This is a genomic window from Nocardioides cynanchi (assembly GCF_008761635.1).
GTDB lineage: Bacteria > Actinomycetota > Actinomycetes > Propionibacteriales > Nocardioidaceae > Nocardioides > Nocardioides cynanchi.
Genome location: NZ_CP044344.1, coordinates 3,634,611 through 3,660,810, shown reverse-complemented (window position 1 = coordinate 3,660,810; position 26,200 = coordinate 3,634,611). Strand labels below are relative to the sequence as shown.

Sequence of the window (26,200 nt, the reverse complement as noted above, 5' to 3'; positions counted from 1 at the left end):
TCACTTACCAGCCTTTCCGACCTTGCGGCGGATGTGCTCGCCGGCGTAGCGGATGCCCTTACCCTTGTAGGGCTCGGGCTTGCGCAGCTTGCGGATGTTGGCGGCCACCTCGCCGACGAGCTGCTTGTCGATGCCCTGGACGCCGAGGCGGGTAGGGCCGTCGACGGTGAAGGTGATGCCGTCGGGAGCGTTGAACGTGATCGAGTGGCTGTAGCCGAGCTGGAACTCCAGCTGGGTCGGGCCCTTGGACAGCACCCGGTAGCCGACGCCCACGATCTCGAGCTTCTTCTCGTAGCCCTCGGTGACACCGATGACCATGTTGTTGACCAGGGTGCGGGTCAGCCCGTGGCGGGCCCGGCTCTCCCGCTCGTCGTCGGGGCGGGTGACGGCGAGTGCGCCGTCCTCGCCCTTGGCGACCGTGATCGGGGTGACCACCGTGTGGGTCAGCGTGCCCTTGGGGCCCTTGACCGTGACCAGGGGGCCGTCGATCGCGACGTCGACACCCGAGGGGACGACGACCGGCATTCTTCCGATGCGCGACATGTCTGTTTCTCCTTCTCCGGTCTCGGGCTACCAGACGTAGGCGAGGACTTCCCCACCCACGCCCTTCTGGTTCGCCTGGCGGTCGGTCAGGAGACCCTGGCTGGTGGAGATGATCGCGACACCCAGGCCACCGAGGACCTTGGGCAGGCCGGTGCTCTTCGCGTAGACGCGCAGACCGGGCTTGCTGATCCGGCGTACGCCGGCGATCGAGCGCTCGCGGTTGCGGCCGTACTTCAAGGTGATGGTCAGCGTCTTGGCGACACCACCGTCGGGAGCCTCGGCCACATCGAAGGACGTGATGTAGCCCTCGGCCTTGAGGATCTCGGCCAGGCCCTGCTTCATCTTGCTGTAGGGCATGGTCACGGAGTCGTGGTACGCCTGGTTGGCGTTGCGCAGACGGGTCAGCATGTCTGCGATCGGGTCGGTCATGGTCATGGTGAGGTGTGTTCTCTCTCGTTGTGGTTTCCCGCGGAGTCGCGCTCGGCGACTCGGAGGACCTACAGCGTTCTAGTAGGTGCTACCAGCTGGACTTGGTGATGCCGGGCAGCTCACCGCGGTGAGCCATCTCGCGCAGGCAGATCCGGCACAGGCCGAACTTGCGGTAGACCGCCTTGGGACGGCCGCAGCGCTGGCAGCGGGTGTAGCCACGTACGGCGAACTTGGGCTTGCGCGCCGCCTTCACCCTCAGTGCGGTCTTCGCCATGTCAGGCCTCCTTGAACGGGAACCCGAGCTGCTTCAACAGCGCGCGGCCCTGCTCGTCGTTCGTCGCGGTGGTGACGACCGTGATGTCCATGCCCCGGGGGCGGTCGACGCGGTCCTGGTTGATCTCGTGGAACATGACCTGCTCGGTCAGCCCGAAGGTGTAGTTGCCGTTGCCGTCGAACTGCGCCGGCGACAGCCCGCGGAAGTCGCGGATGCGGGGCAGCGCGAGCGACAGCAGCCGGTCCAGGAACTCCCACATCCGGTCGCCCCGCAGCGTCACGTGGGCGCCGATCGGCATCCCCTCGCGCAGCTTGAACTGGGCGATCGACTTACGGGCCTGCGTCACCATCGGCTTCTGGCCGGTGATGGCGGTGAGGTCCTTGATGGCACCCTCGATCAGCTTCGAGTCACGAGCCGCCTCGCCGACGCCCATGTTGACCACGATCTTGGTCAGGCCGGGCACCTGCATGACGTTGGCGATCTCGAACTCGCTCCGCAGCGCGGGCAGGATCTCCTCGCGGTAACGCGTCTTCAGCCGCGGGGTGACCTTGGGCTCCGGCGCCTTCTCGGTGACGGTGTCGCTCATGTCAGATCTCCTTCCCGCTCTTGCGCGAGATGCGGACGCTGCGGGTGCCGGGGTACGTCGACCCGTCGGGGCGGCGCTTGAGCACCTCGTCCCGGCGGAAGCCGGCCCGGGTGACCCCGTCGCCCTCGACCAGCATCACGTTGGACACGTGGATCGGGGCCTCGGTGGTGATGATCCCGCCGGTGGTGCCGGCGCGACCGCCCTGGTTGACGACCTTGGTGTGCTTCTTGACGCGGTTCACACCCTCGACGATGACCCGCTGCTCCTCACGGAGCACCAGGATCACCTTGCCTTCGGCGCCCTTGTCCTTGCCGGCGATCACCTTGACGGTGTCGCCCTTCCTGATCTTCATCGAGTGCTTCCCCATCTCAGAGCACCTCCGGTGCGAGGGAGATGATCTTCATGAACTTCTTGTCCCGCAGCTCGCGGCCCACCGGGCCGAAGATGCGGGTGCCACGGGGCTCGCCGTCCTGGCGGAGGATGACCGCGGCGTTCTCGTCGAACTTGATGTAGGACCCGTCGGGACGGCGGCGCTCCTTGGTGGTGCGCACGATCACGGCCTTGACGACGTCGCCCTTCTTGACATTGCCGCCGGGGATGGCGTCCTTGACCGTGCAGACGATCACGTCACCGATCCCGGCGTAGCGCCGACCGGAGCCACCGAGCACCCGGATGCACAGGACTTCCTTGGCACCGGTGTTGTCGGCGACCTTGAGTCGCGACTCCTGCTGGATCACTTCGCACGCTCCAGGATCTCCACGATGCGCCAGCGCTTGGTCGCCGAGAGCGGACGGGTCTCCATGATCTGGACCCGGTCGCCCTGGTGGGCGTCGTTCAGCTCGTCGTGAGCCTTGAGGCGCGACGTCCGGCGCATGACCTTGCCGTAGACCGCGTGCTTCACGCGGTTCTCGACCTCGACCACGACGGTCTTGTCCATCTTGTCGCTGACGACCAGGCCCTGGAGGACCTTGCGTGTGTTGCGCTCAGGAGCAACGGACTGCTCGCTCATGCGTCAGCACCTTCCTTCTTGGCCTTCGGAGCCTTCTGGCTCTTCGGGGTCTTCGCCTCATCGTCGGCGCTCGGGGTGGACCTGATGCCGAGCTCGCGCTCACGCACCACGGTGTAGATCCGGGCGATGTCCTTCTTGACCGTGCGGAGCCGACCGTGGCTCTCCAGCTGGCCGGTGGCCGCCTGGAAGCGCAGGTTGAACAGCTCCTCCTTGGCCTCGCGCAAGCGGGCCTCGAGGTCGGTCTCGTTCATCTCGTCGAGCTCGTGAGCCCTCAGGATGCTGGCCATCAGAATTCACCTGCTTCACGGGAGATGAAACGCGTCTTGCACGGGAGCTTGTGCTGCGCGCGGCGCATGGCCTCGCGCGCCGTCGTCTCGTCCACACCGGAGAGCTCGAAGAGCACGCGGCCGGGCTTGATGTTGGCGATCCACCACTCCGGGGAGCCCTTGCCGGAGCCCATCCGGGTCTCGGCGGGCTTCTTGGTCAGCGGGCGGTCGGGGTAGATGTTGATCCACACCTTGCCGCCACGCTTGATGTGGCGGGTCATCGCGATTCGGGCGGACTCGATCTGACGGTTGGTCAGGTAGGAGCCCTCGAGGGCCTGGATGCCGAACTCACCGAACGCGAGCTTGGTTCCGCCCTTGGCCGCACCGGAGCGGTTGGGGTGGTGCTGCTTGCGGTGCTTGAGGCGTCGGGGCATCAACATGGCTCAGGCCTCCGATCCGGTGGTCGCCGGCGCGGCAGCCTCGGCGGCCGGAGCGGCTGCCTCGGCCGGAGCCGCGTCGCGGTCCGAACGGGTCGGGCGGGTGCCCCGGCTGGGACGCTCGGCGGCGCCGCCACCACGGGTCGACGGGCGACCGCTGCGACCGGGCACGCCGGCCTTGGCGGCGGCCTGCGCCTGACGCTCGGCACGGGTGCCGGCGACCTCGCCCTTGTAGATCCAGACCTTCACGCCGATCCGGCCGAAGGTGGTCTTGGCCTCGTAGAAGCCGTAGTCGATGTCGGCACGCAGGGTGTGCAGGGGCACGCGGCCCTCGCGGTAGAACTCGGTGCGCGACATCTCAGCGCCGTTGAGGCGACCCGAGCACTGGATCCGGATGCCCTTGGCACCCGAGCGCATCGTGGTCTGCATCGCCTTGCGCATGGCCCGCCGGAACTGCACGCGGCCGCTGAGCTGCTCGGCGACGCCCTGGGCGACCAGCTGCGCGTCGATCTCGGGGTTCTTGACCTCGAGGATGTTCAGCTGGACCTGCTTGCCGGTGAGCTTCTCCAGGTCGCCGCGGATCCGGTCGGCCTCGGCGCCACGGCGGCCGATCACGATGCCCGGACGCGCGGTGTGGATGTCCACCCGCACCCGGTCACGGGTGCGCTCGATCTCGACCTTGGCGATGCCCGCGCGCTCCATGCCCTTGGACAGGAGGCGGCGGATGGCGACGTCCTCGCCGACGTACGACTTGTAGAGCTTGTCGGCGTACCAACGCGACTTGTGGTCGGTCGAGATGCCGAGGCGGAAGCCGTTCGGGTTGATTTTCTGGCCCATCAGGCCTTCCCCTTCTTCCGGTTCTTGTTGGTGCTCACGGCGGGCTTGGCCCGCGGCGTCACCACGAGGGTGATGTGGCTGGTGCGCTTCAGGATCCGCGTGGCGCGGCCCTGGGCGCGCGGGCGCCAGCGCTTCATCGTGGGGCCCTCGTCGACCTGGCAGTTGCTCACGACCAGGTCCGCGCGGGTGAGGTCCTCGGTGGTCTCGGCGTTCGCGACCGCGCTCTCCAGGACCTTGTAGACCGTCGCGGCCGCAGCCTGCGGAGCGAACTGCAGGAGGGACAGGGCGTCGTCGACCGGCAGGCCGTGGATCATCTGGGTGACGCGGCGGGCCTTCATCGGCGTGATCCGCACGTAGCGGGCGCTGGCGAAGGAACCCGGCTGGTCGCCCAGCAGCGAGTCGCGGCGGGCGCTGGTGCGCCGGCGTTCAGTGGTCGGCATTAGCGGCGCCTCCCCTTACGGTCGTCCTTGACGTGCCCGCGGTAGGTGCGGGTCGGTGCGAACTCCCCGAGCTTGTGGCCGACCATCGAGTCGGTCACGAAGACAGGGACGTGCTTGCGGCCGTCGTGTACGGCGATCGTGTGACCGATCATGGTCGGCACGATCATCGAGCGACGCGACCAGGTCTTGATCACGTTGTGGGATCCCTTGTCGTTCTCGGCGTCCACCTTCTTCTGCAGGTGGCCGTCGACGAACGGGCCCTTCTTGAGGCTGCGAGGCATCTGTCTCTATCTCCCTGCTCAGCGCTTCTTGTTCTTGCCACTGCGGCGGCGGCGGATGATCTGGGCGTCGCTGGCCTTGCCCTTACGGCGGGTGCGGCCCTCGGGCTTGCCCCACGGGCTGACCGGGTGACGACCACCGGAGGTCTTGCCCTCGCCACCACCGTGCGGGTGGTCGACCGGGTTCATGACCACACCTCGGACGGTCGGGCGCTTGCCCTTCCACCGCATGCGGCCGGCCTTGCCCCAGTTGATGTTGGACTGCTCGGCGTTGCCGACCTCACCGATCGAGGCACGGCACCGGACGTCGACGAACCGCATCTCGCCCGAGGGCATCCGCAGCGTGGCGCGCGAGCCCTCCTTGGCGACCAGCTGCGCGGAGTTGCCGGCCGAGCGGGCGATCTTGGCGCCACCGCCCGGACGCATCTCGATGCAGTGGATGGTGGTACCGACCGGGATGTTGCGCAGCGGCAGGTTGTTGCCCACCTTGATGTCGGCGTTGGGGCCGGACTCCAGGGCCATGCCCTGGAAGAGGTCCTTGGGCGCCACGATGTAGCGCTTCTCGCCGTCGGCGTAGTGCAGCAGCGCGATCCGGGCCGTGCGGTTGGGGTCGTACTCGATGTGCGCGACCTTGCAGGGCACGCCGTCCTTGTCGTAGCGACGGAAGTCGATGATGCGGTAGGCCCGCTTGTGGCCGCCGCCCTGGTGCCGGGTGGTGATCCGGCCCTGGTTGTTGCGGCCGCCCTTCTTGGGCAGCGGACGCGTCAGCGACTTCTCCGGCGTGGTCCGGGTGATCTCGACGAAGTCGGCCACCGAGGAGCCACGACGGCCCGGGGTGGTCGGCTTGTACTTGCGGATAGCCATGGTTTCTCGTCCTAGTCAGGAGCCCGGTCAGGAGACCGGACCTCCGAAGATGTCGATGCGGTGGCCCTCGGCGAGGCTGACGATGGCGCGCTTGGTGTTCTTGCGCTTGCCCAGACCGGTCCGGGTACGACGCGTCTTGCCCTGGCGGTTGATGGTGTTCACCGAGGTGACCTTGACGCCGAAGACCTTCTCGACCGCGATCTTGATCTCGGTCTTGTTGGCGTCCGGGTGCACCAGGAAGGTGTACTTGTTGGCGTCGAGGAGGCCGTAGCTCTTCTCCGACACCACCGGGGCGAGCAGGACGTCGCGGTGGTCCTTGTGCAGGGTGCTCACTTCTGGTCCTCCCCTTCAGCGGCGCCGCCGGCGCGGGTGAAGCCCGCTGCCTCGGCGTCCTCGGCGGTCTTGAAGTAGAACTCCGCCACCGTGGCGTCGTACCACTGGCCGTCGGGCTCGTGGTACAGACCCGAGTCGGCGTTGCCCTTGACGTCGTAGCCCTTGGGGGCGCCACCACTCTTCAGCGGCAGCTTCGCGCCCTGGGGCAGCTCCGGCTTGGCATCCTCGGCGACGACCGTCTCGGCCTCGGCCTCGACGGGCGTCTCGGCCGCAGCCGGGGACTCCGCGTCAGCGGCCGGCGCTTCGACGATGGTGGCCGGGCGGGCAGTCGCCGAAGCGGTGCCGTTCACGAACGCCTCGTAGGCACCGCGGGTGAACACGATGTCGTCGGAGGCCAGCACGTCGTAGGTGTTGACCTGGTCGACGGCCAGGATGTGCACCTCGTGCGCGTTGCGCAGCGACAGCCAGGTGACGGCGTCGGAACGCTCGAGCACGACCAGGAAGTTCGCCCGGTCGGCCACCACGCCGGCCAGAGCGGCCAGGGCCGCCTTGGTCGAGGGGGTCTCCCCGGTGACGAGCGACTCCACGACGTGGATGCGGCCGTCCCGGGCCCGGTCGGAGAGCGCACCGCGCAGGGCGGCGGCGATCATCTTCTTGGGGGTGCGCTGGGCGTAGCTGCGCGGCTGCGGGCCGTGGACGACACCGCCGCCGGCGAACTGCGGAGCGCGGGTCGAGCCCTGACGGGCGCGGCCGGTGCCCTTCTGCTTGTAGGGCTTGCGGCCACCACCGCGGACGTCGCCGCGGCGTTTGGTGGCGTGCGTGCCCTGGCGGGCGGCCGCCTGCTGGGCCACCACGACCTGGTGGATCAGCGGAATGTTGACCTCGACGTCGAAGATCTCGGCGGGCAGGTCGACGGCCACGACCGAGGTGGTGCCCGTGGTCTTGGCCGCGGGCGCCTTCTTCGCGGCAGCCTTCTTCGTGGTGCTCGCCATGGTCAGGCCTCCTCGGCGGGTGCGGTCCGCTTGGCGGCCGAGCGGAGCACGATCAGCCCGCCCTTGGGGCCGGGAACGGCGCCCTTGAGCAGGATCAGGCCCTTCTCGGCGTCGACCGCGTGGACGGTGACGTTCTGGGTGGTGACGGTCTCGTTGCCCATGCGACCGGCCATCCGGACGCCCTTGAAGACGCGACCGGGGGTGGCGCAGGCACCGATGGAGCCCGGCTTGCGGTGGTTGCGGTGGGCGCCGTGCGAGGCGCCGACGCCGTGGAAGCCGTGTCGCTTCATCACACCGGCGAAGCCCTTGCCCTTGCTGGTGCCGGTCACGTCGATCTCCTCGCCCGGGGCGAAGGTGTCGACGGCGAGCTCCTGGCCCACGGTGTACGAGCCGGCGTCGGCGGTCCGGATCTCGACCACGTGGCGGCGGGGGGAGACGCCGGCGCGGACGAACTGGCCGGCCTCCGGCTTGGTGACCTTGCGGCCGTCGATCTCGCCGTACCCGACCTGGATGGCGTTGTAGCCGTCGCTCTCGGGCTTGCGCACCTGGGTGACGACGTTGGTGGACGCCGCGACGACGGTGACCGGGACGATGCGGTTGTTCTCGTCCCACAGCTGGGTCATGCCGAGCTTGGTGCCCAGCAGCCCCTTCACGTTTCGTTCAACAGTCATGTCAGAGCCTCAGAGCTTGATCTCGATGTCGACACCGGCGGGGAGGTCGAGGCGCATCAGGGAGTCGACGGTCTTCGGCGTGGGGTCGATGATGTCGATCAGCCGCTTGTGGGTGCGCATCTCGAAGTGCTCGCGCGAGTCCTTGTACTTGTGGGGCGAGCGGATGACGCAGTACACGTTCTTCTCGGTCGGCAGCGGCACGGGGCCGGCGACCTTGGCACCCGTACGGGTGACGGTGTCCACGATCTTGCGCGCCGAGGTGTCGATCACCTCGTGGTCATAGGCCTTGAGCCTGATGCGGATCTTCTGTCCCGCCATAGGTCTCTCTCGTCCTCTTCGTGTCGTGCTGCTGTCCGTCCGTCCGGTCCCGGGTCGGAACCGTCCGCCTGTCGTCCGTGTTGTCCGCTGCCCGGCACGCTCCACTCCCGACCCCCGAGGTCGGGCGTGTCGCGCAGGTTCCGCGGCACGCAGCTCCCCCTCGCGGGAGAACTGCATCGTGTTGGTGGGCCCCCGACAGGTGTCGGGAGATCGGGTCTCCTGGTTCGGTGCGACGCACGGCGACCTGCGAACCAGCGGGAGACGCGATTCAGAAGTCAAGTGCTGCGCACCCCGGCAACCCGCCGGAGCAACCGGACAATCCTGACAGATGGCCCCCATGGACGCCAAATCGCGTCGACGGCTGACAGGATGGGCGCCTCGCGGAGGCCGGACCCCGGGTCGCCGCCCCCACGACGAGGAGACCACAGCCGTGTCGGGAGAGCAACCGCCACCCCCCGGTGGGGGCGAGCCGGAACCGCCGCCCCCCGGATGGAGCGGGTCTCCGGCACCGACGCCCGGCTGGGGCCAGGTCACGCCGCCTCCCCCGCCGCCGGGTGCGCCGTCCTCCGGCGGTGCGGAGACCCCGCGCTGGCTGCAGCCAGGGCCGAGCCCGGCACCGTCCTACCAGGCGGCGTACCCGACCCCCCCGGCCTACGCCCTCCAGCAGTCGCCGACCGGCGTCCCGCCGGGCGCGGCCCACCGGCCGGGAGCGATCCCGCTGCGCCCTCTCGTGCTCGGCGACATCCTGGACGGTGCGTTCCGGATCATCCGCGGCCTGCTGCGCACGCTCGGCGTGGACGTGATCGACGTACCGGCCGACGACCTGCCGCCGGCGCTGGCCGACCACTACCTGTCGCTCAAGGCACGCGGGTTGCTGTGAGCGGCTGGTCGCCCGCCGCTCAGGCCTGCGCGGCGACCCGGTCCTCGAGCAGACGGGCGTCGATGTCGCCCGTGTGACCGCGCCGCGCCGCCCGCCGGCCGAGCCCGAAGACGTAGGCCAGGAACGTCGCCTCGGCCAGCGCGCCGACACCGATCCGGGCCCAGGTCGGGAGCCCGCTCGGGGTCACGAAGGCCTCGATGACGCCGCTGACCGCCAGCACGCCGACCAGCCCCAGCGCGACCGTCCCGGCCGTTCGCCCCTCGCGGGCGAAGGACTGTGCTCGGGTCAGGTCGCCCGGCTCCACCCACGACCAGAAGAGCCGGAAGCCGACGCCACCGGCGACGAACACGGCGGTCAGCTCGAGCATCCCGTGGGGCAGAATCAGCCCCCAGAACTCCGCGGCGTGCCCGTGGCGGGTCATGATCGAGCCGATCACGGCGAGGTTCGCGACGTTCTGGAACAGCAGGTAGACCACCGGGACGCCGAGCGCCCCGAAGGCCAGGCAGAGCGCGGCGACCCAGACGTTGTTGGTCCACACCTCCGCAGCGAAGTGCGAGGCGGCGTACTGGCTGTAGTAGCCGGAGAAGCGGTGGTTGACCAGCTGGTCGACGTCGCGCGGCGAGAGCAGCCGCTGCTCGACGTCCGAATGGCCGAGCAGCCACCACATCATCACGCCGGTGGCCACCACGTTGCCCGCTGCCGTACCGATCCACCACCAGCGCAGCCGGTAGAGCGCGGCCGGGAACCGCTCGAGCACGAACGTGCGTACGCCGTGCCAGGTGCCGCCGCTGGAGGCGCCGGCCCGGTTGCGGGCGCGGCTCAGCAGCAGCGAGAGATAGGTGATCACGCTCGCGTCGGGCGCCGAGGTCCGGATCACCGAGAGGTGCGTGGCCACGCGCTGGTAGCGCTCGACGAGCTCGTCGCTCTCGGCGCCGTCGAGCCGCCGCTGACCAGTCAGGGTCTCCAGGCGGGTCCACTCGGCGTGGTGGGCGAGCACATACGCGTCCAGGTCCACGCGCCGAAGCCTATGCTCACGTCGATGTCCTCACCGGAGTTCGCGATGCTGACCGAGGACGACCTCGTCACCGGCGAGGCCGTCGCCCTGGACCTGCCCGCCGCCACCGTGGGCGCCCGGATCGCCTCGGGCCTGCTCGACGTGCTCGCGCTGGGCATCGTCGGGTTCGTGGTGCTCTTCCTGGCCATCGTCTCCAGCGCCCACACCGACGGCGCGCTCCAGCACGTGGCGCTGGTCGGCTCGTTGATGCTGGTCTTCCTGGTCTACCCGACCGTGCTGGAGACACTGACCCGCGGCCGGTCGCTCGGCAAGGTGGCGATGGGGCTGCGGGTGGTCCGCGACGACGCCGGACCGGTCACCGCCCAGCAGTCGTTCGTGCGGGCCCTGATCGGGATCGTGGAGATCTACGCCCTGTCCGGCGGTCCGGCGTTCTTCAGCTGCCTGGTCAGCTCACGTGGCAAGCGGCTGGGTGACTACGCCGCCGGCACCTACGTCGTCCGGGACCGGGTTCGCCTCGCACTCCCCCCGCCCACCCCGATGCCCGCACACCTGGTCGGCTGGGCGGCCACGGCCGACGTGCGCTCGCCGCCGGTCGGGCTCGCCCTGGCCGTGCGTCAGTACCTCGCCCGGGTGTCCACCCTGGACCCCGCCTCGCGGCACCGGGGCGGCGAGCTGCTCGCGACCCGGATGTCGGAGTACGTCGCACCGCCCCCGCCACCGGGCACCACCTCCTGGGACTTCCTGGCCGCGGTGAGCGCCACCCGACGCCAGCGGGACGCCGCCCGGCTGAGCCGGGACGACGCCCTGCGCGCCAGGCTCACCGCGCGCAGCGAGTGAGCCCGAAGGCGGCGCTGGAGAGCCTTCCCCCGGTCAGCGCACCAGGTGCGTGTGGGTGGTGTGGATCGTGGTCATCGACGTGGCTCCGAGCACCACGAAGACCACCACGAAGGCGATGAACGCCAGGAACCCGAGGGCCAGCAGGACCGTGCCGACGATGCCCATGATCCGGCCCGCGTTGGCCTCCGAGCGGCCTCCCCACGCCCCACCGGAGGCGTCGATCTCGCGCACGGCCTGACTGCCGATGTTCCAGGCGAACGGCGCGATGGCGCCGCACAGCACCAGTCCGAGGATGCCCAGGACCAGCGCGGTGGTCGACTGCGGATGGTTCGGTGGCACCGAGGGGTACGGCGGGGCCGCCGGCTGCTGGGTCATGCGGGTCAGTGTCGCAGCCTTCGGCCTCTTGCCGCCGGGCTGACCCGCGCCTAACGTCGATCACGTGCCAACAGGCAGGTGGGGCGGTGTGCTCTACATCGCCGAGGTGACCGCGATCGGTGCCGCGGTGCTGTGGGGTGTGCTCAACGCGCGCCGGCTGGTCACCCTGTCGCTCGCCGTGGCGCGGCGGGCGCGGCTGGCACCGCCGGCCCTCCCCGCGCCCACCGGGATGCGGATCGAGCGGATCGCCGCCGACCTGCGCCGGATCCGGCCCGAGGTGATGCAGCCACCCGCCGGCACCCCGATGGTCCGTCGCCAGGCTGCCGTGGCGGCGTACGACGATGCCCTCCTCGACGCCTGTCACGCCCTCGGCGTGCCGACCGAGCTGGACCGGATCACCGACGACCTCGAGCGCGAGAGCGAGCGGCTGCGGACCGAGCACGACCTCGCCGAGGCCGGCGTCGACCTCGGCTGATCAGAGCCGCCGGTAGGCCAGGTCGGTGATCGCCCGCCCCGCCTCGACTCCTTTGCGCTCGAACTTGGTGACCGGCCGCTCGGCCCAGCGCTCGGTCACCCCGCCCACCAGGCCGGGCTGGGCGTCGAGCACCGCGACCATCTGGTCGGCGTAGTCGGCCCAGTCGGTGGCCAGCCGCCAGGTGCCGCCCGTCGCGAGCCGGCCGGCGGCCACGGCCGCGAAGGCGGGGTCGACGATGCGGCGCTTGTGGTGCCGGGTCTTGGGCCACGGGTCGGGGAAGAAGGTCCACAGCTCGGCCAGCGTCCCGGGGGCGACGAGGTGCTCCAGCGCCCAGACCGCGTCGACCGAGCAGAAGCGCACGTGCGTGGCACCGGCGGCCGCGACCTCCGCCAGGGACGCGGCGACGCCGGGTCGCCACACCTCCAGCGCCAGCACGTCGTACGACGGACGGGCGGCGGCCAGCGCTCCGGTCGCCTCGCCCACGCCGGAGCCGATCTCGACGATCAGGGGCGCCTCGCGGCCGAACCAGTCCGCGAGCCGGAAGTCGGGGTCGTCGACGGCAGACTCGGGGATCACCCAGGCGTCGCTGTGCGCCTCCCAGGCCTCGCGCTGGCTCGGCGTGAACCGGCTCCCGCGCCGGGAGTAGCTGAGCACCTCGCGGATCCGGCGGCCGTCCTCGGTGAAGCGGTGGTGCGGTCGCGCAGGGGTCACGGCGTCGATCGGCGTGGGCTCCGGCATGGGGACATTCTGGCGGACGCCGCAGCAGCGGGTTCTGGCAGGATCTCCGCATGATCGACCCCAAGCCACGGTGGGACTTCGACGACCCGGCGGCGTCCGCCGAACGCTTCCTCGACGCGGCCGAGCAGGCGGAAGAGCCGGAGCGGACGGCCTGGCTGACGCAGTACGTCCGCGCGCTGGGTCTCCAGGAGAAGTACGACGAGGCGACCAAGGTCCTCGACGGCCTCAGCTCGGACGACCCGGAGGCCGTCACCTACCTCGCGCTGGAGCGCGGGCGGGTGCTCCGGTCGTCGGGCCGTCCCGACGACGCGCGGCCGTTGTTCGTGCTCGCCGCGGAGACAGCCGCACAGGCCGGCCTGGAGGCGCTCCACGTCGACGCGCTGCACATGGTCGCTCTGGTCGCGCCCCCGGAGGAGCAGGCGGCGCTGACCGAGAGCGCTCTGGCGGTGGCCCGCGGCTCCTCCGACCAGCGAGCCCGTGACTGGGACGCCTCCCTGCTCAACAACCTGGGGATGACCCAGGCCGATGCCGGCGACTTCCAGGCCGCGCTGACGACGTTCGAGGAGGCACTGGCCGCCCGGGAGCGGATCGGCGACCCTGCGACCATCCGGGTGGCCCGGTGGATGATCGGCTGGGCGCTGCGTAACCTGGGACGTCGCGACGAGGCGCGCGCCGTGCAGCAGGCGCTGAAGGACGAGCTGGTCACGGTCGGCGAGGCAGACCCCTACGTCGACGAGGAGCTCGCGCTCCTCGCCGACTAGCGCGGGCCGGGAGCCATCAGGACGGCGGACCGCTCCGGTGCCGGGCCACCCACACGGCCGCACCCACGAGAGCGGCGCCGGTCACGATCAGGGTGAGGGCGGCCGACAGGCGGCCCGGGAACCAGGCGCCGGCTGCGCGTGGCACGGTCCAGAGGAGGGCGACCGCGGCCACTCCGAGCCAGGGGAGGTTGCGGTCCCCCAGCGCCAGGACGACCGCGCCGACCGCGGTCAGGAGCGCGAGCGCGATGCCCACGTCGCCGTCGATCGTCATCGCCCCCAGCACGGCGCCGAGCACGCCGAGGGCGACGCCGGTCACGCGCGGCTCGAGCCGCCCTGCCCACGACAGCCCGGCCCAGGCGACCGCGACGGCCCACAGGGCGACGCCACCCCAGGACGAGCTGGTCGACGTGAGCTCCAGCGCGGCACCCACGGTGCCGACCAGCACGGGAACGAACAGGGCCAGCTGCTGGAGGACCGTCGGCCGCAGCCACCACAGGACGCCGGCGACCACCGCGGTGCCGCCGCCGACGACCACCAGCGCATGCTCGTCGTACCGGTTCAGCACGTCGGTGCTGAGGACGCCGAGGAAGCCCGCGGTGGTCGCGACACCCAGGGCCCAGAGGACCGAGCGCAGCCGTCCGGCCGCGTCACCGAGGCGCTCGGAGACCACGAAGCCGGCACCTATGAGGGCGACCGCCGTCGCCCCGATCAGGACCAGCCGGAGCGGGACCGACAGGTCCAGCCAGTACATCCCGGCCAGGATCCCGGCACCGACCAGCATCACGACGCCACCGAGATAGCCCAGGGCCTCGACGACCAGGGAGGGTCCGGGCTCGGGTGGGGGCGCCAGCGCCAGCGGAACGCGCCGCTCGGGTGGCTCCCCCTCGTGCAGTCGGATCGCGCGCGACTGCTCATCGGTGATCAGACCCAGGTGCACCCAGCCGTCCAGTGCGTCGGACAGCGACGGAGTCGGTGCGGGGTGTCGGACCATGCTCCTCATGGCGACCTCCAAGGGACGGTGCAGGGCGGGTGGCCCGTCCCGCACCTCACATCCTCGCCGCCGCGGGCCGCGTCCGTCAGGGCCGAAAGTGCCTGCGCGGCCGGGACGTTTCCCGGACTCGCGGGCCGGCCGGGGTCAGAGGTCGGACCGCGGCCCGGGCGCGGATGCCGTCGGCTCGCTGACGCAGCCCGGGAGCTCCAGGGCCACCACGGATCCGCCCTCCGGGCGGTTGTGGACCGTCGCCCGACCGCCGTGGGTCCGGGCGATGGCCTCGACGATCGACAGCCCGAGCCCGGCACCCCCGTCGCGGCGGGCGCGGCTGGAGTCCGGTCGCGCGAACCGCTCGAAGGCGTGCGGCAGGAACTCCACCGGGAAGCCCGGTCCGGAGTCGCTGACCTCGATCACCAGGTCGGTCCGGCCGGCCGCCCGAGCGGAGAGCACGATCGGCGTGCCGCTCGGGGCGAACCGGAGGGCGTTGTCGACCAGGTTGTCGACCGCCTCGCCGATCCGGTCCGGGTCGAGGGTGGCCGTGAGGCCGTCGGGCACGCGAACCTCGCACCGCGCGCCGGCGGCCAGGGCTCGCGCGGCGGCGTGGTCTGCGCTGCGGGTCAGCAGTCGGAGGAGGCCGGTCGGCTCACGGTCGGCCGGCAGCCGGTCCTCGTCGCTCCGGGCCAGGGTCAGCAGCTGCTCGGTGAGCCGCGCCAGCCGCGCCGTCTCCTCGCCCGCTCGCTCGACGGCGAGGGCCAGCTCCGTCCGGCTCCGCCCCGGCCGGGCGGCGAGCTCGAGCTCGCCGCTCAGCACCGCGAAGGGGTTCCGCAGCTCGTGACTGGCGTCCGCGACCAGCGCACGCTGCTGCGCCAGGGCGCCCCGGATCCGGTCGAGGAGCTGGTTCATCGTCGTCGCCAGCGCCGCGATCTCGTCGCGGGTCCGCGGCACGCGGACGCCCGGGGCGTCCTCCCGCTCGGAGAGCTCGGCGACCTCACGACGCAGCCGCTCCACCGGGGACAGCGCGGCGCGGGCCAGGCCGTAGGCACCGAAGCCCGCCCCGAGCACCAGCACCAGCCCGGCGACCAGCAGCTCTCGGGTCACATGGCGCAGCGTCGCGTCCATGGTCTCGAGCGAGACCCCCGCGACCGCGACCCAGCCGCGGTGGCCAGGTAGTGGGGCCGCCAGCACCCGCTCCCGTTCGCCCTCGGCTGCCACCGTCTCGAGGATGCGACCCCGAGCCGCTCGCTGGAGGTCGCCGGCACCGAGGAGGGGGCTCGTCCCGGCGTCCGCGCTGCCGCCGCGGACCTGCCCGTGACCGTCGACGACCTGGACGACGTACTCCCCCGGCGCCGGGCCCGCCGATGACGTCGTCGGAGCGCCAGAAGCGGGCAGGACTCGCGCCGCTTGGGCCAGTTGGACGGCCAGCTGGGCGTCGATCGTGCCCTGCAGTGATGCCGACAGCTGGCTCACGAACAGCCAGCCGCCCACGGTGAACAGCACCGTCGAGACGAGCGCGAACACCCCGGCCAGGCGAAGGCGGATCGACATGGCCTATCCGGCCTTGTCGTCCCGCAGCCGGTAGCCCCGGCCGCGGACGGTCCCGAGGTCGTGACGACCGAACGGCGCGTCGACCTTGCGGCGCAGGTAGTTGACGTACTGGTCGACGACGTTCGAGGTGCCGTCGTAGGCGAAGTCCCAGACCGCGTCGATGATCTGCGTGCGGGTCAGTACGGCGCCCGGATGGCGCAGGAAGAGCTCGAGCAGAGCGAACTCCTTGGGGGAGAGCTCCAGCTCTGCACTCCCCCGCCACGCCCGCTTGGCGGCCGGGTCCAGCGTCAGGTCACCGACCCCGACCACTGCGGGGCGGCTGTGCTCCTCGCGTCGGGTGAGGGCGCGCAGCCGCGCCGCGAGCTCGAGCAGGCTGAACGGCTTGACCAGGTAGTCGTCCGCACCGACGTCGAGCCCGCGGACCCGGTCACCGATCTCGTCGCGCGCGGTGAGCATCAGGACCGGGACCCAGATCTCTGCGGCGCGCAACCTCCGGCACAGCTCGAAGCCGTCGAACCCGGGGAGCATCACGTCGAGGACGACCGCGGCGTAGGGGTTCTCCGTGGCCATCCACAGCCCCTCGGGACCGTCGCCGCACACGTCGACGGCGTATCCCTCCTCGACGAGGGCGCGCTCGACGAGCTGTGCCATGCGCACCTCGTCCTCGATCACCAGCACCCGCACGTCGCTCACGCTACGCAGCCACCGGGCTCGGCGGAGGAGGCCAAAGACCCGGGCAGATGAGAGGTCCTCTCATCGTCCTCTCACGGCCTGCACATGGCTCCCGGCGCAGAGTGGGCGTGCCGGGCGGGACCCGGGACGTGATGACGAAAGGAAGCGACATGTCCGACGACAGCGACACCCACGGCGGCCCAGTCACGCACCCGGGTCCGGCCGAGGACCCGGTCGCAGCCTGGGTCCCGCTCCCGGCATCTCCCGCGGCGGATCGCACGGTCAGGTCCGACAGCGACTCCTACCGCCGTGCCCGCCGCAGGTCGCGGCTGACCGCGGGCGTGCTGATGGTGGGCAGCGGGGCCGCCGCGGTGACCCTCGCCTACCAGCTGCTGCCGCCCGCTCCTGCGCCCCTCGGTGCCTCCTCGAGCACCGGCGGGGTCGGTACGACGAAGGTCACCAACACCGGCAGCGGACCCACGGTCACCCACACGGTGGCGACGACGAGCGCCTCCGGCGTGACGACGTACACCACCACCCAGGTCGTGAACGGCAAGACCGTGGTCACGCACACCCGCAGTGGTGCCACCACCACGCACCACGACAGCTGACCAGGAGCCTGAGATGACCGAGCTCACGATGACCGCGGTGTGGCGGTCCGTCGACACCGGCGACACCTCGATCGCCGTCGCCGAGCGCGACGCCCTCGGCACCACGGCGCGGGTCGCGGTGTGGCCACCGGAGAACCTCGACGAGGCGCTCGTGGCTGTCGACGGTGTCCTGACGGCGCTCGACCGACAGGCGAGCCGGTTCCGTGCCGACTCGGAGATCTCCCGCGTGCACCGCAAGGACGGCGGCATGTTCATGCTCAGCAACGGTCTGGCCGAGGCGGTCGGCGTCGCCCTGGCGGCCGCCCGGTGGACCCGCGGCCGGACCGACCCGACGGTCGGCGAGGCGGTGATCGCGCTGGGCTACGACCGGGACTTCGCCACCCTCGACCCCCGGGGAGGCGAGCCGGTCGCAGCAACCCCCGCTCCGGGCTGGCGCACCGTGGAGCTCGACGGGCCGATGCTCACCCTGCCGCGCGGAGTCCGGCTGGATCTCGGCGCCACGGCCAAGGGGCTGGGCTCCGACCGCGCGGTGCGGGCCGTGATGTCGGCCACCCGGCAGGAAGGCGGCGTCCTGGTCAGTCTGGGCGGCGACATCGCCGTCGACGGACAGCCGCCGCGCGGCGGCTGGCCGATCCTCGTGGCCGACGAACCCGGGTCGACCGGCCAGGGCGGCACCCAGGAGGTCCGGCTCGTGACCGGGGCCGTGGCGACGTCGTCGACCGCGTGCCGCCGCTGGCGGAGCGGCGGTCGGGAGATGCACCACATCGTGAATCCGGGCACCGGGCTCCCGGCCGACGCGCCGTGGCGCACGGTGAGCGTCGCCGCCGCGACGTGCGCCGACGCGAACGCCGCATCGACCGCGGCCGTCGTGGCGGGAGACGGGGCGGAGGCGTGGCTGGCCGAGGCGCGGTTGCCGGCGCGGCTGGTCTCCCGCGACGGCGAGGTGCGCTACCTGGGCGGGTGGCCCGAGGTCGACGGCCACCCCCTGGCGGTCTCCGGGCGCGGAAAGGTGTACGGCGGAGCCGCGGGACCGCGCGGCTGGTGACCCTGGTGCGCGCGCCGGCGTGACCGGCGGCGCTCCGGCCGGTCGTCAGCGGCTCAGTCGGTGCCGACGTAGGTCAGGTCGTAGGTGTGCGTGCCGTCGGCCGCGATGTCGAGGGCGAGCGAGCCCTCCAAGGCGGCCAGGTCGCCGGTCCCCGAGCCCGGCACCACGACGTAGGTCAGCTCCTGCCCGTCGGGTCGCATGGTGCCGAGCTGCTGGAAGGCGAACGTGCCGGCCCGACCGTCGAGCGTGCCCTCGACCGACTCGAGCGCGACGTAACCGGCCCGGTGCTGCGTCGGGTCGCCCGCGGACAGCATCACTCCGTGGCTGCTGCCCGTGAGGTCGCCGGACCAGGTCTTGTGGAACCGGAAGCGGCCGAACCCGTCGTCGGTCTCGTCGGGCGTGATCGTGACCTCGAAGGTGCCGTGGGCATGCTGCGTCATGCCCACAGCCTCTCAGCGGACGCCGACAGGCCCGATGCCCGCGGCCCGGGCGGGCTCGGCGTACGCCGCACCGAGCGACGCGACCGTCTCGTGGGCGTTCAGCCCGCTCGGGTTCGGCACCACCCACAGCGCTGCTCCGGCGAGGTCGTCGGGCTGCCGGCCGGGGACGGCGCGGGGCAGCGCGAAGGCGATGCGGTACGCCGTGATGCCCAGCACCGCGACCACCTGCGGGCGGTGGGTGGCCACGAAGGCCTCGAGCCGGGCCGCGCCCTCGACCAGCTCGGCGGCGGAGAGCTCGTCGGCGCGGGCGGTGGCCCGGCGGACGAGGTTGGTGATGCCCACCCCTCGGCGGACCAGCTCGGCGAGATCGGCCTCGGTCATCCCGGGCACTCCGCCGACGGCCGGGGCGAGGACTCCCGCCTCGACGAGGGCCGGGCGGAAACGGTTGCCGGGGTTGCCGAAGTGGATCTGGGTCGCAGCGGTGCGCAGCCCGGGGTTGATGCCGACGAAGACCAGCCTGACCCCGTCGCCCACGAGGTCGGGCACCTCGACCCCGCGGAACGACTCGAGCTCGGCCCGGGTGAAGTGCGGCACGGGCGTCAGCCTGCCACGACCGTCCGGGACCCGGCCGCTCCGCCGGCCCGCTGCGGAGGCCGGCCGGGCACGGGCTGGTAGCCGGCGAAGGCGGACTCGAGGACCCCTTCGCCCCCGGTCAGGTCCGGCAACCGGCGCTGCAGCTCGTGCAGCCGGGCCGCGGGCAGGAGCGCCTCCAGGATGGCGAAGCTGCCGCTCGAGCTCTGGTCCGACTGTTCGGCCCCCCACCGGCCGAGCAGGCGCTGCAGTGCAGGGGTGGTCTCGACGGGGACCTCGAGCCGGATCCTCAGCACCGGCTCGCAGACCACCGTCCGGGCCCGGTCCAGCGCCCGGCGTGCCACCACGGGAGCGACCTTGCGATAGTCGAGCGACGTGCTGGTCGGCCCCCGCTTCGAGGGCGGTCCGTCGGCGGTGCTGTAGGCCACCTCGACCAGCGTTACGACCGCGTCGGTGACCTCCCAGCCGTGCCGACCGCGGGCGAGCTCGCGGCGGACATGCGCCTCGAGCGCCGCCCCGAAGGCCTCGGCGCTGCGGAACAGGTACAGCGGCATGTCACGGGCGGGCGCGGCGATCACGAAGCGAAGCCCCGAGCCGGGACGCCCCGGCTCGATCCGGAGCCCGATCGTGGCCTGGTAGGGGTTCTCGTCGGTGTTCAGCCGGACCACCGCCTCGCCCCGGCCGCGGGGTCGCTCCACGTGGAGCACGCTGGCATCGGCGAACGCCGCCTCGACGCCGTACTCCTCGGCGAGCGTCGCCGCCAGCACCTCCTGCTGGACGCGACCGTAGAGCGAGACCACGACCCCGCCGGCCTCGTCGCTCCGGGCGTCGATCAGCGGGTCCTGGTCGGCCAGCGCGGCCAGCGCCGCCCGCAGGGCCGGTCCCTGCTCGGGGCGGACCGCGGTGACGGCGGCCTCGAGCGTCGGGGGTGCGAAGTGGTGGTCGTCGGCCGCGCTCCGGTCGCCGAAGACGTCACCGACCCGGACCGCGGCGAGCCCGGTGACCCGTCCGATCTGGCCGGCGCCCACCGAGCCGGCGCGGACCCATCGTCCGGACTCGAACAGCTGGATGCCGGCCACCTTCCCGAGCCGGCCGTCGGGCAGGTCGAGGCGTTGGCGGACCCCGACCGAGCCGGCGAACATCCGGAGGTAGGCGACCTTGTCGCCCGCCTCACCCCGCTCGACCTTGAACACCCGCCCGGACGCGGGCCCGGTGCCGTCGGGCGCGGTGCCGGGCAGCAACCGGCCGATGCCGTCCATCAGCTCGGGAACCCCGGCCCCGGTGGCGGCGGAGCCGAAGAACACCGGATGGAGCCGGGCCGCCGCGACCTGCGCCGCCAGCTCGTCGTTCAGATGACGCTCGGTGACCTGCCCGTCGTGGACGTACTCGGCCACCAGCGCATCGGAGTCGTCGGCGAGCAGGTCGAGCAGGCGGCTGCGGAACGCGACGTCGTCGGGACGGTACGACGTGAACCCCGCGGCCCGCGAGCCGGCCGCGGTCACCGTGCCCATCGACACCAGCCGGGGCGCGAGCCGGTCCGCGACCGCGGCCAGCACCCGGTCCGGGTCGGCGCCGGAACGGTCCACCTTGTTGACGAACACCAGGGTCGGGACGCCCAGACGACGCAGGGCCCGCATCAGGACCCGGGTCTGGGGCTGCACCCCCTCCACCGCTGACACGACCAGCACCGCGCCGTCGAGCACCGCCAGCGAGCGCTCGACCTCGGCGATGAAGTCGGGGTGGCCCGGGGTGTCGATGACGTTCACGGTGGCCCCGTCGAGGGGGAACGCCACGACGGCCGCGCGGATGGTGATGCCCCGGCGTCGTTCCAGGGCCAGGGTGTCGGTCTGGGTGGTCCCCGAGTCCACCGAGCCGAGGTCGCGGATCACCCCTGCGTGGTGCAGGAGGCGTTCGGTCAGGGTCGTCTTGCCGGCGTCAACGTGCGCCAGGATCCCCAGGTTGAGCGTGCGTGCGGGCATGCGTGACCACCTTCGAGAGAGAGGGACAGAGCTCGAAAGAACCGCACGCTCCGCGCATCTGCTGCTCCTCTCTCGTGGGTCACCGCTGACGGACCCCGCCACCGTAGGGCGCGCCGTACCGCCGGCACCACGGGTTTTCCCGGGTGCGGGGGCGCAGCGATGGTCGTAGGGTGCGCGACATGCAGCCTCGTCGGCAGGGCGTCGCGTTGCCCACCGCCGGCCAGGTCACCTCGCTCGAGCTGTTCTTCGACCTGGTCTTTGTCTTCACCATCACCCAGCTCACCGCGACCGTCGGACCCGGCGGCTGGGCGGTCACCGCCCGCTCGGCGCTCCTGCTCCTGCTGCTGTGGTGGATGTACGGCGGCTACGCGTGGCTGACCAACGCCGCGCCACCGGTCACCACGCGTCGCCGGGTGCTGCTGGTGCTCGGGATGCTCGGCAACTTCGTGACCGCGATGTCGATCCCGCACGCCTACGGCTCGGACCGCGTGGTGTTCGCCTCGGGCTACCTGCTCGTCGTGACCGTCCACGCCGGCATGTACGTGACCGAGGCGGCCCGGATCACCCGCGGCATGGTGGTCCAGCTGCTCGGGTGGAACATGCTCGGTGCCGTGCTGGGGCTGGTCGGCGCGCTGTTCTTCGAGGACATCCTGGCGTGGTGGTGGCTCGGTGCCTTCGTGGTGGTGGTCGTCCTGCCGCGTCTGGTCTCGATCGGCCCCTTCGACCGGCCCGAGGACGACGGCGGCCCCGCCTTCGAGCTGGTGCCCGGGCACTTCGTGGAGCGGCACGGGCTGATGCTCCTGATCGCGCTCGGCGAGTCGGTGCTGGCGATCGGCGTGGGGCTGGGCACCGGGGTCAGCGCGATCGGCCCGGCCCAGATCGCCTTCGCAGCGATCAGCCTGCTGCTGGCCGCCACCCTGTTCTGGGCCTACTTCGGGGTCGAGGAGGACCGCCGGGCCGAGGCCGCCCTCGAGGCGATGCCTCCCGAGCGCGTGGAGGCGGCCGCGCTCGCGTCGTACGGCTATGCCTTCTGGGTGGTCCTGTTCGGGATCGTGCTGACCGCCGCCGGGCTGCACCACGCTCTCGCCCATCCCACGGACCGGCTCGGCTGGGAGTACGCCGGCCAGCTGAGCGTGGGCGTCGGCGGCTTCTGGGTCGGGCTCGGGCTGTTCCGGCTGGTGCTCGGGCTGCCCGGCGCCGTACCCCGGCTGGGCGGTGGGGTGGCGCTGGCCGCCGTTCTCGTCGTCGGCGCCGAGGTCTCCGGTCTGGCCGCGCTGGTCTGTCTCCTGGCCGGCTCGGCCGGGCTGGTGCTGGCCGACCGGCGCGAGTCCTCGGAGCCCGACCTCACCGAGCCCGCCGGCCACGCCGCGTAGGCAGCGACTCACGACCAACGCAGAACGGCCCCGGACCGAGGTCCGGGGCCGTTCTGGTGGTTCAGCTCAGTGGTCTCGACTCCGCTCGACCACCGAGGGGATTCACTTGGTGATCTTGGTGACCCGGCCGGCGCCGACGGTGCGGCCACCCTCCCGGATCGCGAACCGCAGGCCCTCTTCCATGGCGATCGGCTGGATCAGCTCGACGGCCATCTCCGTGTTGTCGCCGGGCATGACCATCTCGGTGCCCTCGGGGAGGGTCACCACGCCGGTCACGTCGGTGGTACGGAAGTAGAACTGCGGGCGGTAGTTGTTGAAGAACGGCGTGTGACGGCCGCCCTCCTCCTTCGACAGGATGTAGACGTTCGCGCCGAAGTTGGTGTGCGGGGTCGTCGTGCCGGGCTTGATCACGACCATGCCGCGCTCGACGTCCTCGCGCTTGGTGCCACGAAGCAGCAGCCCGACGTTCTCGCCGGCCTGACCCTCGTCGAGCAGCTTGCGGAACATCTCGACACCGGTGACGGTGCTCTTCTGCGACTTGTCGCGGATGCCGATGATCTCGACCTCCTCGTTTACCTTCACGATGCCCCGCTCGATACGGCCGGTGATGACCGTGCCGCGACCGGTGATCGTGAAGACGTCCTCGACCGGCATCAGGAAGGGCTTCTCGGTGTCGCGCTCAGGGGTCGGGATCGACTCGTCGACCGCGTTCATGAGCTCGAGGATCGAGGCGCCCCACTTCTCGTCGCCGTTCAGCGCCGGGAAGGCAGCGACCTTCACCACCGGGATGTCGTCGCCCGGGAAGTCGTACTCGGAGAGGAGCTCGCGCACCTCCATCTCGACGAGCTCGATGAGCTCCTCGTCGTCGACCATGTCGCACTTGTTGAGCGCGACCACGATCGCCGGCACGCCGACCTGGCGGGCGAGCAGCACGTGCTCACGCGTCTGGGGCATGGGGCCGTCGGTGGCGGCGACCACGAGGATCGCGCCGTCCATCTGAGCCGCGCCGGTGATCATGTTCTTGATGTAGTCGGCGTGACCCGGGCAGTCGACGTGGGCGTAGTGCCGCGCCTCGGTCTGGTACTCCACGTGCGCGATGGAGATCGTGATACCGCGCTGACGCTCTTCGGGTGCCTTGTCGATCTCGTCGAACGGCGTGAAGGGGTTCAGGTCGGGGTGCTGGTCGTGCAGGACCTTGGTGATCGCCGCGGTCAAGGTGGTCTTGCCGTGGTCGATGTGACCGATCGTGCCGATGTTGACGTGCGGCTTGGTCCGCTCGAACTTCGCCTTAGCCACTGGGGGCTCCTCCTGTTGTTGTCGCTTTGACTCGATGATTGTGCTGCATGCCGAGGGTCCGGCCAAATGCGCCCCGGCACGTACCGGACCGCTGGGAGCGATTACTCGCCGCGAACCTTCTTGACGATCTCGTCGGCGATGCCCCCGGGGACCTCGGCGTACGAGTCGAACTCCATCGAGTACGACGCCTGGCCGGAGGTCTTGGACCTCAGGTCGCCAACGTACCCGAACATCTCTGAGAGCGGCACGAGCGCGTTGATGACCATGTCACCGTGGCGCTCCTCCTGTGCCTGGATCTGGCCGCGCCGGCTGTTGAGGTCGCCGATGACCGTGCCCAGGAAGGTGTCCGGGGTGATCACCTCGACCGCGAACATCGGCTCGAGCAGGACCGGCTTCGCCATCCGCGCGGCCTCCTTGAAGGCCTGGTTGCCGGCGATCTTGAAGGCCAGCTCCGAGGAGTCGACGTCGTGGTAGGCGCCGTCCTCGAGGGTGAACTTCACGTCGACCATGGGGTAGCCCGCGAGCACGCCGAACTCCATGGCGTCCTGGCCGCCCTGGTCCACCGAGGGGATGTACTCGCGCGGGATGCGGCCACCGGAGACGTTGTTGACGAACTCGTAGCCGGCGCCCTGGCCGGTCTCGGGGTCGATGCTCGGCCCGAGGCTGATCACGACCTTCGCGAACTGGCCGGACCCACCGGTCTGCTTCTTGTGCACGTAGGTGTGGTTGGTGACCTCGTTGCGGACGGTCTCGCGGTAGGCGACCTGCGGCTTGCCGACAGTGGCCTCGACGCGGAACTCGCGCTTCATCCGGTCGACCAGGATCTCCAGGTGGAGCTCGCCCATCCCGGCGATGATCGTCTGGCCGGTCTCCTCGTCGGTCTTCACCGTGAAGGTGGGGTCCTCGTCGGAGAGCCGCTGGATGGCGGTACCGAGCTTCTCCTGGTCGCTCTTGGTCTTGGGCTCGATCGCGACCTCGATCACCGGGGCCGGGAACGACATCGACTCGAGCACGACCGGGTGCTGCAGGTCGCTGAGCGTGTGACCGGTCTTGGTGTCCTTCAGACCCATCACGGCCACGATCTGGCCGGCGCCGACCGACGCGATCTCCTCACGCTTGTTGGCGTGCATCTGGTAGACCTTGCCGATCCGCTCCTTCTTGCCCGTCACGGAGTTGAGCACGGTCGCGCCGGCCTCCAGCTTGCCGGAGTAGACGCGCACGTAGATCAGCTTGCCGAGGTGGGGGTCCGAGGCGATCTTGTAGGCCAGGCCGGAGAACGGCTGGTCGTCCGCGGGCATCCGCTCGATCTTCTCGTCCTCGTCGTTGACCTTGTGGCCGACGATCGCGTCGATGTCGAGCGGGCTCGGGAGGTACTTCACGACGGCGTCGAGCAGGGGCTGCACGCCCTTGTTCTTGAACGCCGTACCGCACAGCACGGGATTGACGAGGTCGGCCAGGGTGGCGCGACGGATCGCGGCCTCCAGCTCCTCGACGGAGAGCTCCTCGCCCTCGAGGTACTTCTCCATCACGGCGTCGTCGGCCTCGGCGAGCGTCTCGAGGAACTTCTCGCGGTACTCGTCGGCCTGCTCACGCAGCGACTCCGGGATCTCCTCGACCTCGTAGTCCTCACCCATGGTGGTCTCGCCGCGCCAGGTCAGGGCACGCATGCCGACCAGGTCGACGACACCGAGGAAGTCGGCCTCCGCGCCGATCGGCAGCTGGAGGACGAGCGGGGTGGAGTTGAGGCGCTCGACCATCATGTCGACGCAGCGGAAGAAGTCCGCGCCGGTGCGGTCCAGCTTGTTGACGAAGCACATCCGGGGCACGGAGTACTTGTTCGCCTGGCGCCAGACCGTCATCGTCTGCGGCTCCACGCCGGCCACGCCGTCGAAGACGGCGACGGCGCCGTCGAGGACGCGCAACGAGCGCTCGACCTCGGCGGTGAAGTCGACGTGCCCGGGGGTGTCGATGATGTTGATCTGGTGGTCCTTCCACCAGCAGGTGGTCGCGGCGGACGTGATCGTGATGCCGCGCTCCTGCTCCTGCTCCATCCAGTCCATGACGGCAGCGCCGTCGTGGACCTCACCGATCTTGTAGGAGATGCCGGTGTAGAACAGGATGCGCTCGGTGGTGGTGGTCTTGCCGGCATCGATGTGCGCCATGATGCCGATGTTGCGGACCTTCTTCAGGTCCGTGGTGATGTCGACGGCCACTGAGGGTTCGTTTCCTTAGGTAGGACGTGGAAGCCGGTGCTCGCCGTCGTACGGCCTCCCGGATCAGGAAGGCGTACGACGGTTGG

The 26,200-nt window shown here is 71.1% G+C and carries 35 protein-coding genes; 7 read left to right on the top strand and 28 right to left on the bottom strand.

Annotation, left to right across the window (positions count from 1 at the left end; translation table 11 throughout):
- The 17 genes from rplF to rpsJ all read right to left on the bottom strand — a co-directional run bounded on the left by rplF (position 1) and on the right by rpsJ (position 8,277).
- A complete protein-coding gene (gene rplF, locus E3N83_RS17785; protein WP_151084466.1) occupies positions 1-543 on the bottom strand; it encodes a 50S ribosomal protein L6 in 543 nt (180 codons plus the stop codon).
- Positions 544-570: 27 nt separating this feature from the next.
- Entirely contained in the window at positions 571-978 is a 408-nt protein-coding gene (gene rpsH / locus E3N83_RS17780; RefSeq protein ID WP_151084465.1) for a 30S ribosomal protein S8, read from the bottom strand.
- Between the two features lie 82 nt (positions 979-1,060).
- Entirely contained in the window at positions 1,061-1,246 is a 186-nt protein-coding gene (locus tag E3N83_RS17775; RefSeq protein WP_151084464.1) for a type Z 30S ribosomal protein S14, read from the bottom strand.
- 1 nt (position 1,247) lies between these two features.
- A complete protein-coding gene (gene rplE, locus E3N83_RS17770) occupies positions 1,248-1,832 on the bottom strand; it encodes a 50S ribosomal protein L5 (RefSeq protein ID WP_151084463.1) in 585 nt (194 codons plus the stop codon).
- Position 1,833: 1 nt separating this feature from the next.
- Positions 1,834-2,199, bottom strand: coding sequence for a 50S ribosomal protein L24 (gene rplX / locus E3N83_RS17765; protein WP_238342968.1), 366 nt, complete (start codon positions 2,197-2,199; stop codon positions 1,834-1,836).
- Between the two features lies 1 nt (position 2,200).
- Positions 2,201-2,569, bottom strand: coding sequence for a 50S ribosomal protein L14 (gene rplN, locus E3N83_RS17760; RefSeq protein ID WP_151084462.1), 369 nt, complete (start codon positions 2,567-2,569; stop codon positions 2,201-2,203).
- A complete protein-coding gene (gene rpsQ / locus E3N83_RS17755; RefSeq protein WP_151084461.1) occupies positions 2,566-2,841 on the bottom strand; it encodes a 30S ribosomal protein S17 in 276 nt (91 codons plus the stop codon). Before rpsQ ends, rplN begins: the two co-directional genes overlap by 4 nt.
- Positions 2,838-3,128, bottom strand: a complete 291-nt coding sequence (gene rpmC, locus E3N83_RS17750; RefSeq protein ID WP_151084460.1) for a 50S ribosomal protein L29 — start codon at positions 3,126-3,128, stop codon at positions 2,838-2,840. Before rpmC ends, rpsQ begins: the two co-directional genes overlap by 4 nt.
- Positions 3,128-3,547: a 50S ribosomal protein L16 gene (gene rplP, locus E3N83_RS17745; protein ID WP_151084459.1), complete on the bottom strand. Its 420-nt coding sequence runs from the start codon at positions 3,545-3,547 to the stop codon at positions 3,128-3,130. The genes rpmC and rplP overlap by 1 nt, the downstream gene beginning before the upstream one ends.
- A gap of 3 nt (positions 3,548-3,550) precedes the next feature.
- A complete protein-coding gene (gene rpsC, locus E3N83_RS17740) occupies positions 3,551-4,381 on the bottom strand; it encodes a 30S ribosomal protein S3 (protein ID WP_151084458.1) in 831 nt (276 codons plus the stop codon).
- A complete protein-coding gene (gene rplV, locus E3N83_RS17735; RefSeq protein WP_151084457.1) occupies positions 4,381-4,821 on the bottom strand; it encodes a 50S ribosomal protein L22 in 441 nt (146 codons plus the stop codon). Before rplV ends, rpsC begins: the two co-directional genes overlap by 1 nt.
- On the bottom strand, positions 4,821-5,102 hold the full coding sequence (gene rpsS, locus E3N83_RS17730) for a 30S ribosomal protein S19 (RefSeq protein WP_151084456.1): 282 nt from the start codon (positions 5,100-5,102) through the stop codon (positions 4,821-4,823). Before rpsS ends, rplV begins: the two co-directional genes overlap by 1 nt.
- Positions 5,103-5,120: 18 nt before the next feature.
- Positions 5,121-5,963 (bottom strand): 50S ribosomal protein L2, encoded by an 843-nt coding sequence (gene rplB / locus E3N83_RS17725; RefSeq protein ID WP_151084455.1) that lies wholly within the window; start codon positions 5,961-5,963, stop codon positions 5,121-5,123.
- A 27-nt stretch (positions 5,964-5,990) separates the two neighbouring features.
- Complete coding sequence (rplW, locus tag E3N83_RS17720; protein WP_151084454.1) at positions 5,991-6,296, bottom strand: 50S ribosomal protein L23; 306 nt, start codon at positions 6,294-6,296, stop codon at positions 5,991-5,993.
- The gene (rplD, locus tag E3N83_RS17715; protein WP_151084453.1) at positions 6,293-7,288 is read right to left on the bottom strand and encodes a 50S ribosomal protein L4, sunset domain variant; all 996 of its coding nucleotides are present in this window, start codon (positions 7,286-7,288) and stop codon (positions 6,293-6,295) included. Before rplD ends, rplW begins: the two co-directional genes overlap by 4 nt.
- A gap of 2 nt (positions 7,289-7,290) precedes the next feature.
- Positions 7,291-7,959: a 50S ribosomal protein L3 gene (rplC, locus tag E3N83_RS17710; protein WP_151084452.1), complete on the bottom strand. Its 669-nt coding sequence runs from the start codon at positions 7,957-7,959 to the stop codon at positions 7,291-7,293.
- 9 nt (positions 7,960-7,968) lie between these two features.
- A complete protein-coding gene (gene rpsJ, locus E3N83_RS17705; RefSeq protein ID WP_008360994.1) occupies positions 7,969-8,277 on the bottom strand; it encodes a 30S ribosomal protein S10 in 309 nt (102 codons plus the stop codon).
- Positions 8,278-8,707: 430 nt separating this feature from the next.
- On the opposite strand from rpsJ, the gene E3N83_RS17700 reads away from it, so the two are divergent.
- Complete coding sequence (locus E3N83_RS17700; protein WP_151084451.1) at positions 8,708-9,157, top strand: hypothetical protein; 450 nt, start codon at positions 8,708-8,710, stop codon at positions 9,155-9,157.
- A gap of 19 nt (positions 9,158-9,176) precedes the next feature.
- On the opposite strand, the gene E3N83_RS17695 is transcribed toward E3N83_RS17700, so the two are convergent.
- Complete coding sequence (locus E3N83_RS17695; RefSeq protein WP_151084450.1) at positions 9,177-10,172, bottom strand: stage II sporulation protein M; 996 nt, start codon at positions 10,170-10,172, stop codon at positions 9,177-9,179.
- 24 nt (positions 10,173-10,196) lie between these two features.
- Between E3N83_RS17695 and E3N83_RS17690 the strand changes: the two genes are divergently transcribed.
- Positions 10,197-11,009, top strand: coding sequence for an RDD family protein (locus E3N83_RS17690; protein WP_151084449.1), 813 nt, complete (start codon positions 10,197-10,199; stop codon positions 11,007-11,009).
- Between the two features lie 33 nt (positions 11,010-11,042).
- Here E3N83_RS17690 and E3N83_RS17685 read toward each other — a convergent pair whose 3' ends face one another.
- A complete protein-coding gene (locus tag E3N83_RS17685) occupies positions 11,043-11,384 on the bottom strand; it encodes a DUF4190 domain-containing protein (protein WP_151084448.1) in 342 nt (113 codons plus the stop codon).
- A gap of 64 nt (positions 11,385-11,448) precedes the next feature.
- On the opposite strand from E3N83_RS17685, the gene E3N83_RS17680 reads away from it, so the two are divergent.
- Complete coding sequence (locus tag E3N83_RS17680) at positions 11,449-11,859, top strand: hypothetical protein (RefSeq protein ID WP_151084447.1); 411 nt, start codon at positions 11,449-11,451, stop codon at positions 11,857-11,859.
- Here E3N83_RS17680 and trmB read toward each other — a convergent pair whose 3' ends face one another.
- Positions 11,860-12,597, bottom strand: a complete 738-nt coding sequence (trmB, locus tag E3N83_RS17675) for a tRNA (guanine(46)-N(7))-methyltransferase TrmB (protein ID WP_151084446.1) — start codon at positions 12,595-12,597, stop codon at positions 11,860-11,862.
- Positions 12,598-12,647: 50 nt separating this feature from the next.
- Between trmB and E3N83_RS17670 the strand changes: the two genes are divergently transcribed.
- On the top strand, positions 12,648-13,358 hold the full coding sequence (locus E3N83_RS17670) for a tetratricopeptide repeat protein (protein ID WP_151084445.1): 711 nt from the start codon (positions 12,648-12,650) through the stop codon (positions 13,356-13,358).
- A 16-nt stretch (positions 13,359-13,374) separates the two neighbouring features.
- On the opposite strand, the gene E3N83_RS17665 is transcribed toward E3N83_RS17670, so the two are convergent.
- The 3 genes from E3N83_RS17665 to E3N83_RS17655 form a co-directional block, all read right to left on the bottom strand.
- Complete coding sequence (locus E3N83_RS17665; protein ID WP_151084444.1) at positions 13,375-14,358, bottom strand: DUF2157 domain-containing protein; 984 nt, start codon at positions 14,356-14,358, stop codon at positions 13,375-13,377.
- A 135-nt stretch (positions 14,359-14,493) separates the two neighbouring features.
- A complete protein-coding gene (locus E3N83_RS17660; protein ID WP_151084443.1) occupies positions 14,494-15,894 on the bottom strand; it encodes a sensor histidine kinase in 1,401 nt (466 codons plus the stop codon).
- 3 nt (positions 15,895-15,897) lie between these two features.
- Entirely contained in the window at positions 15,898-16,587 is a 690-nt protein-coding gene (locus E3N83_RS17655; protein ID WP_272950270.1) for a response regulator transcription factor, read from the bottom strand.
- A gap of 149 nt (positions 16,588-16,736) precedes the next feature.
- Here E3N83_RS17655 and E3N83_RS17650 point away from each other — a divergent pair, with 149 nt between their 5' ends.
- Positions 16,737-17,177: a hypothetical protein gene (locus E3N83_RS17650; RefSeq protein ID WP_151084442.1), complete on the top strand. Its 441-nt coding sequence runs from the start codon at positions 16,737-16,739 to the stop codon at positions 17,175-17,177.
- A 13-nt stretch (positions 17,178-17,190) separates the two neighbouring features.
- The gene (locus tag E3N83_RS17645) at positions 17,191-18,222 is read left to right on the top strand and encodes an FAD:protein FMN transferase (protein ID WP_151084441.1); all 1,032 of its coding nucleotides are present in this window, start codon (positions 17,191-17,193) and stop codon (positions 18,220-18,222) included.
- Between the two features lie 53 nt (positions 18,223-18,275).
- Here the strand turns inward: E3N83_RS17645 and E3N83_RS17640 are convergent, their stop codons facing one another.
- Genes E3N83_RS17640 through E3N83_RS17630 form a run of 3 tightly spaced genes read right to left on the bottom strand, consistent with a single transcriptional unit; the run spans position 18,276 to position 21,232 of the window.
- On the bottom strand, positions 18,276-18,662 hold the full coding sequence (locus tag E3N83_RS17640) for a DUF3224 domain-containing protein (protein ID WP_151084440.1): 387 nt from the start codon (positions 18,660-18,662) through the stop codon (positions 18,276-18,278).
- Positions 18,663-18,674: 12 nt separating this feature from the next.
- A complete protein-coding gene (locus E3N83_RS17635; RefSeq protein ID WP_151084439.1) occupies positions 18,675-19,256 on the bottom strand; it encodes a mismatch-specific DNA-glycosylase in 582 nt (193 codons plus the stop codon).
- A gap of 5 nt (positions 19,257-19,261) precedes the next feature.
- Positions 19,262-21,232, bottom strand: a complete 1,971-nt coding sequence (locus E3N83_RS17630; RefSeq protein ID WP_151084438.1) for an elongation factor G — start codon at positions 21,230-21,232, stop codon at positions 19,262-19,264.
- 179 nt (positions 21,233-21,411) lie between these two features.
- Between E3N83_RS17630 and E3N83_RS17625 the strand changes: the two genes are divergently transcribed.
- A complete protein-coding gene (locus tag E3N83_RS17625; RefSeq protein ID WP_151084437.1) occupies positions 21,412-22,605 on the top strand; it encodes a low temperature requirement protein A in 1,194 nt (397 codons plus the stop codon).
- 102 nt (positions 22,606-22,707) lie between these two features.
- On the opposite strand, the gene tuf is transcribed toward E3N83_RS17625, so the two are convergent.
- A complete protein-coding gene (gene tuf, locus E3N83_RS17620) occupies positions 22,708-23,901 on the bottom strand; it encodes an elongation factor Tu (RefSeq protein WP_151084436.1) in 1,194 nt (397 codons plus the stop codon).
- 101 nt (positions 23,902-24,002) lie between these two features.
- Positions 24,003-26,114: an elongation factor G gene (gene fusA, locus E3N83_RS17615; RefSeq protein ID WP_151084435.1), complete on the bottom strand. Its 2,112-nt coding sequence runs from the start codon at positions 26,112-26,114 to the stop codon at positions 24,003-24,005.
- Between the last annotated feature and the right edge of the window lie 86 nt (positions 26,115-26,200).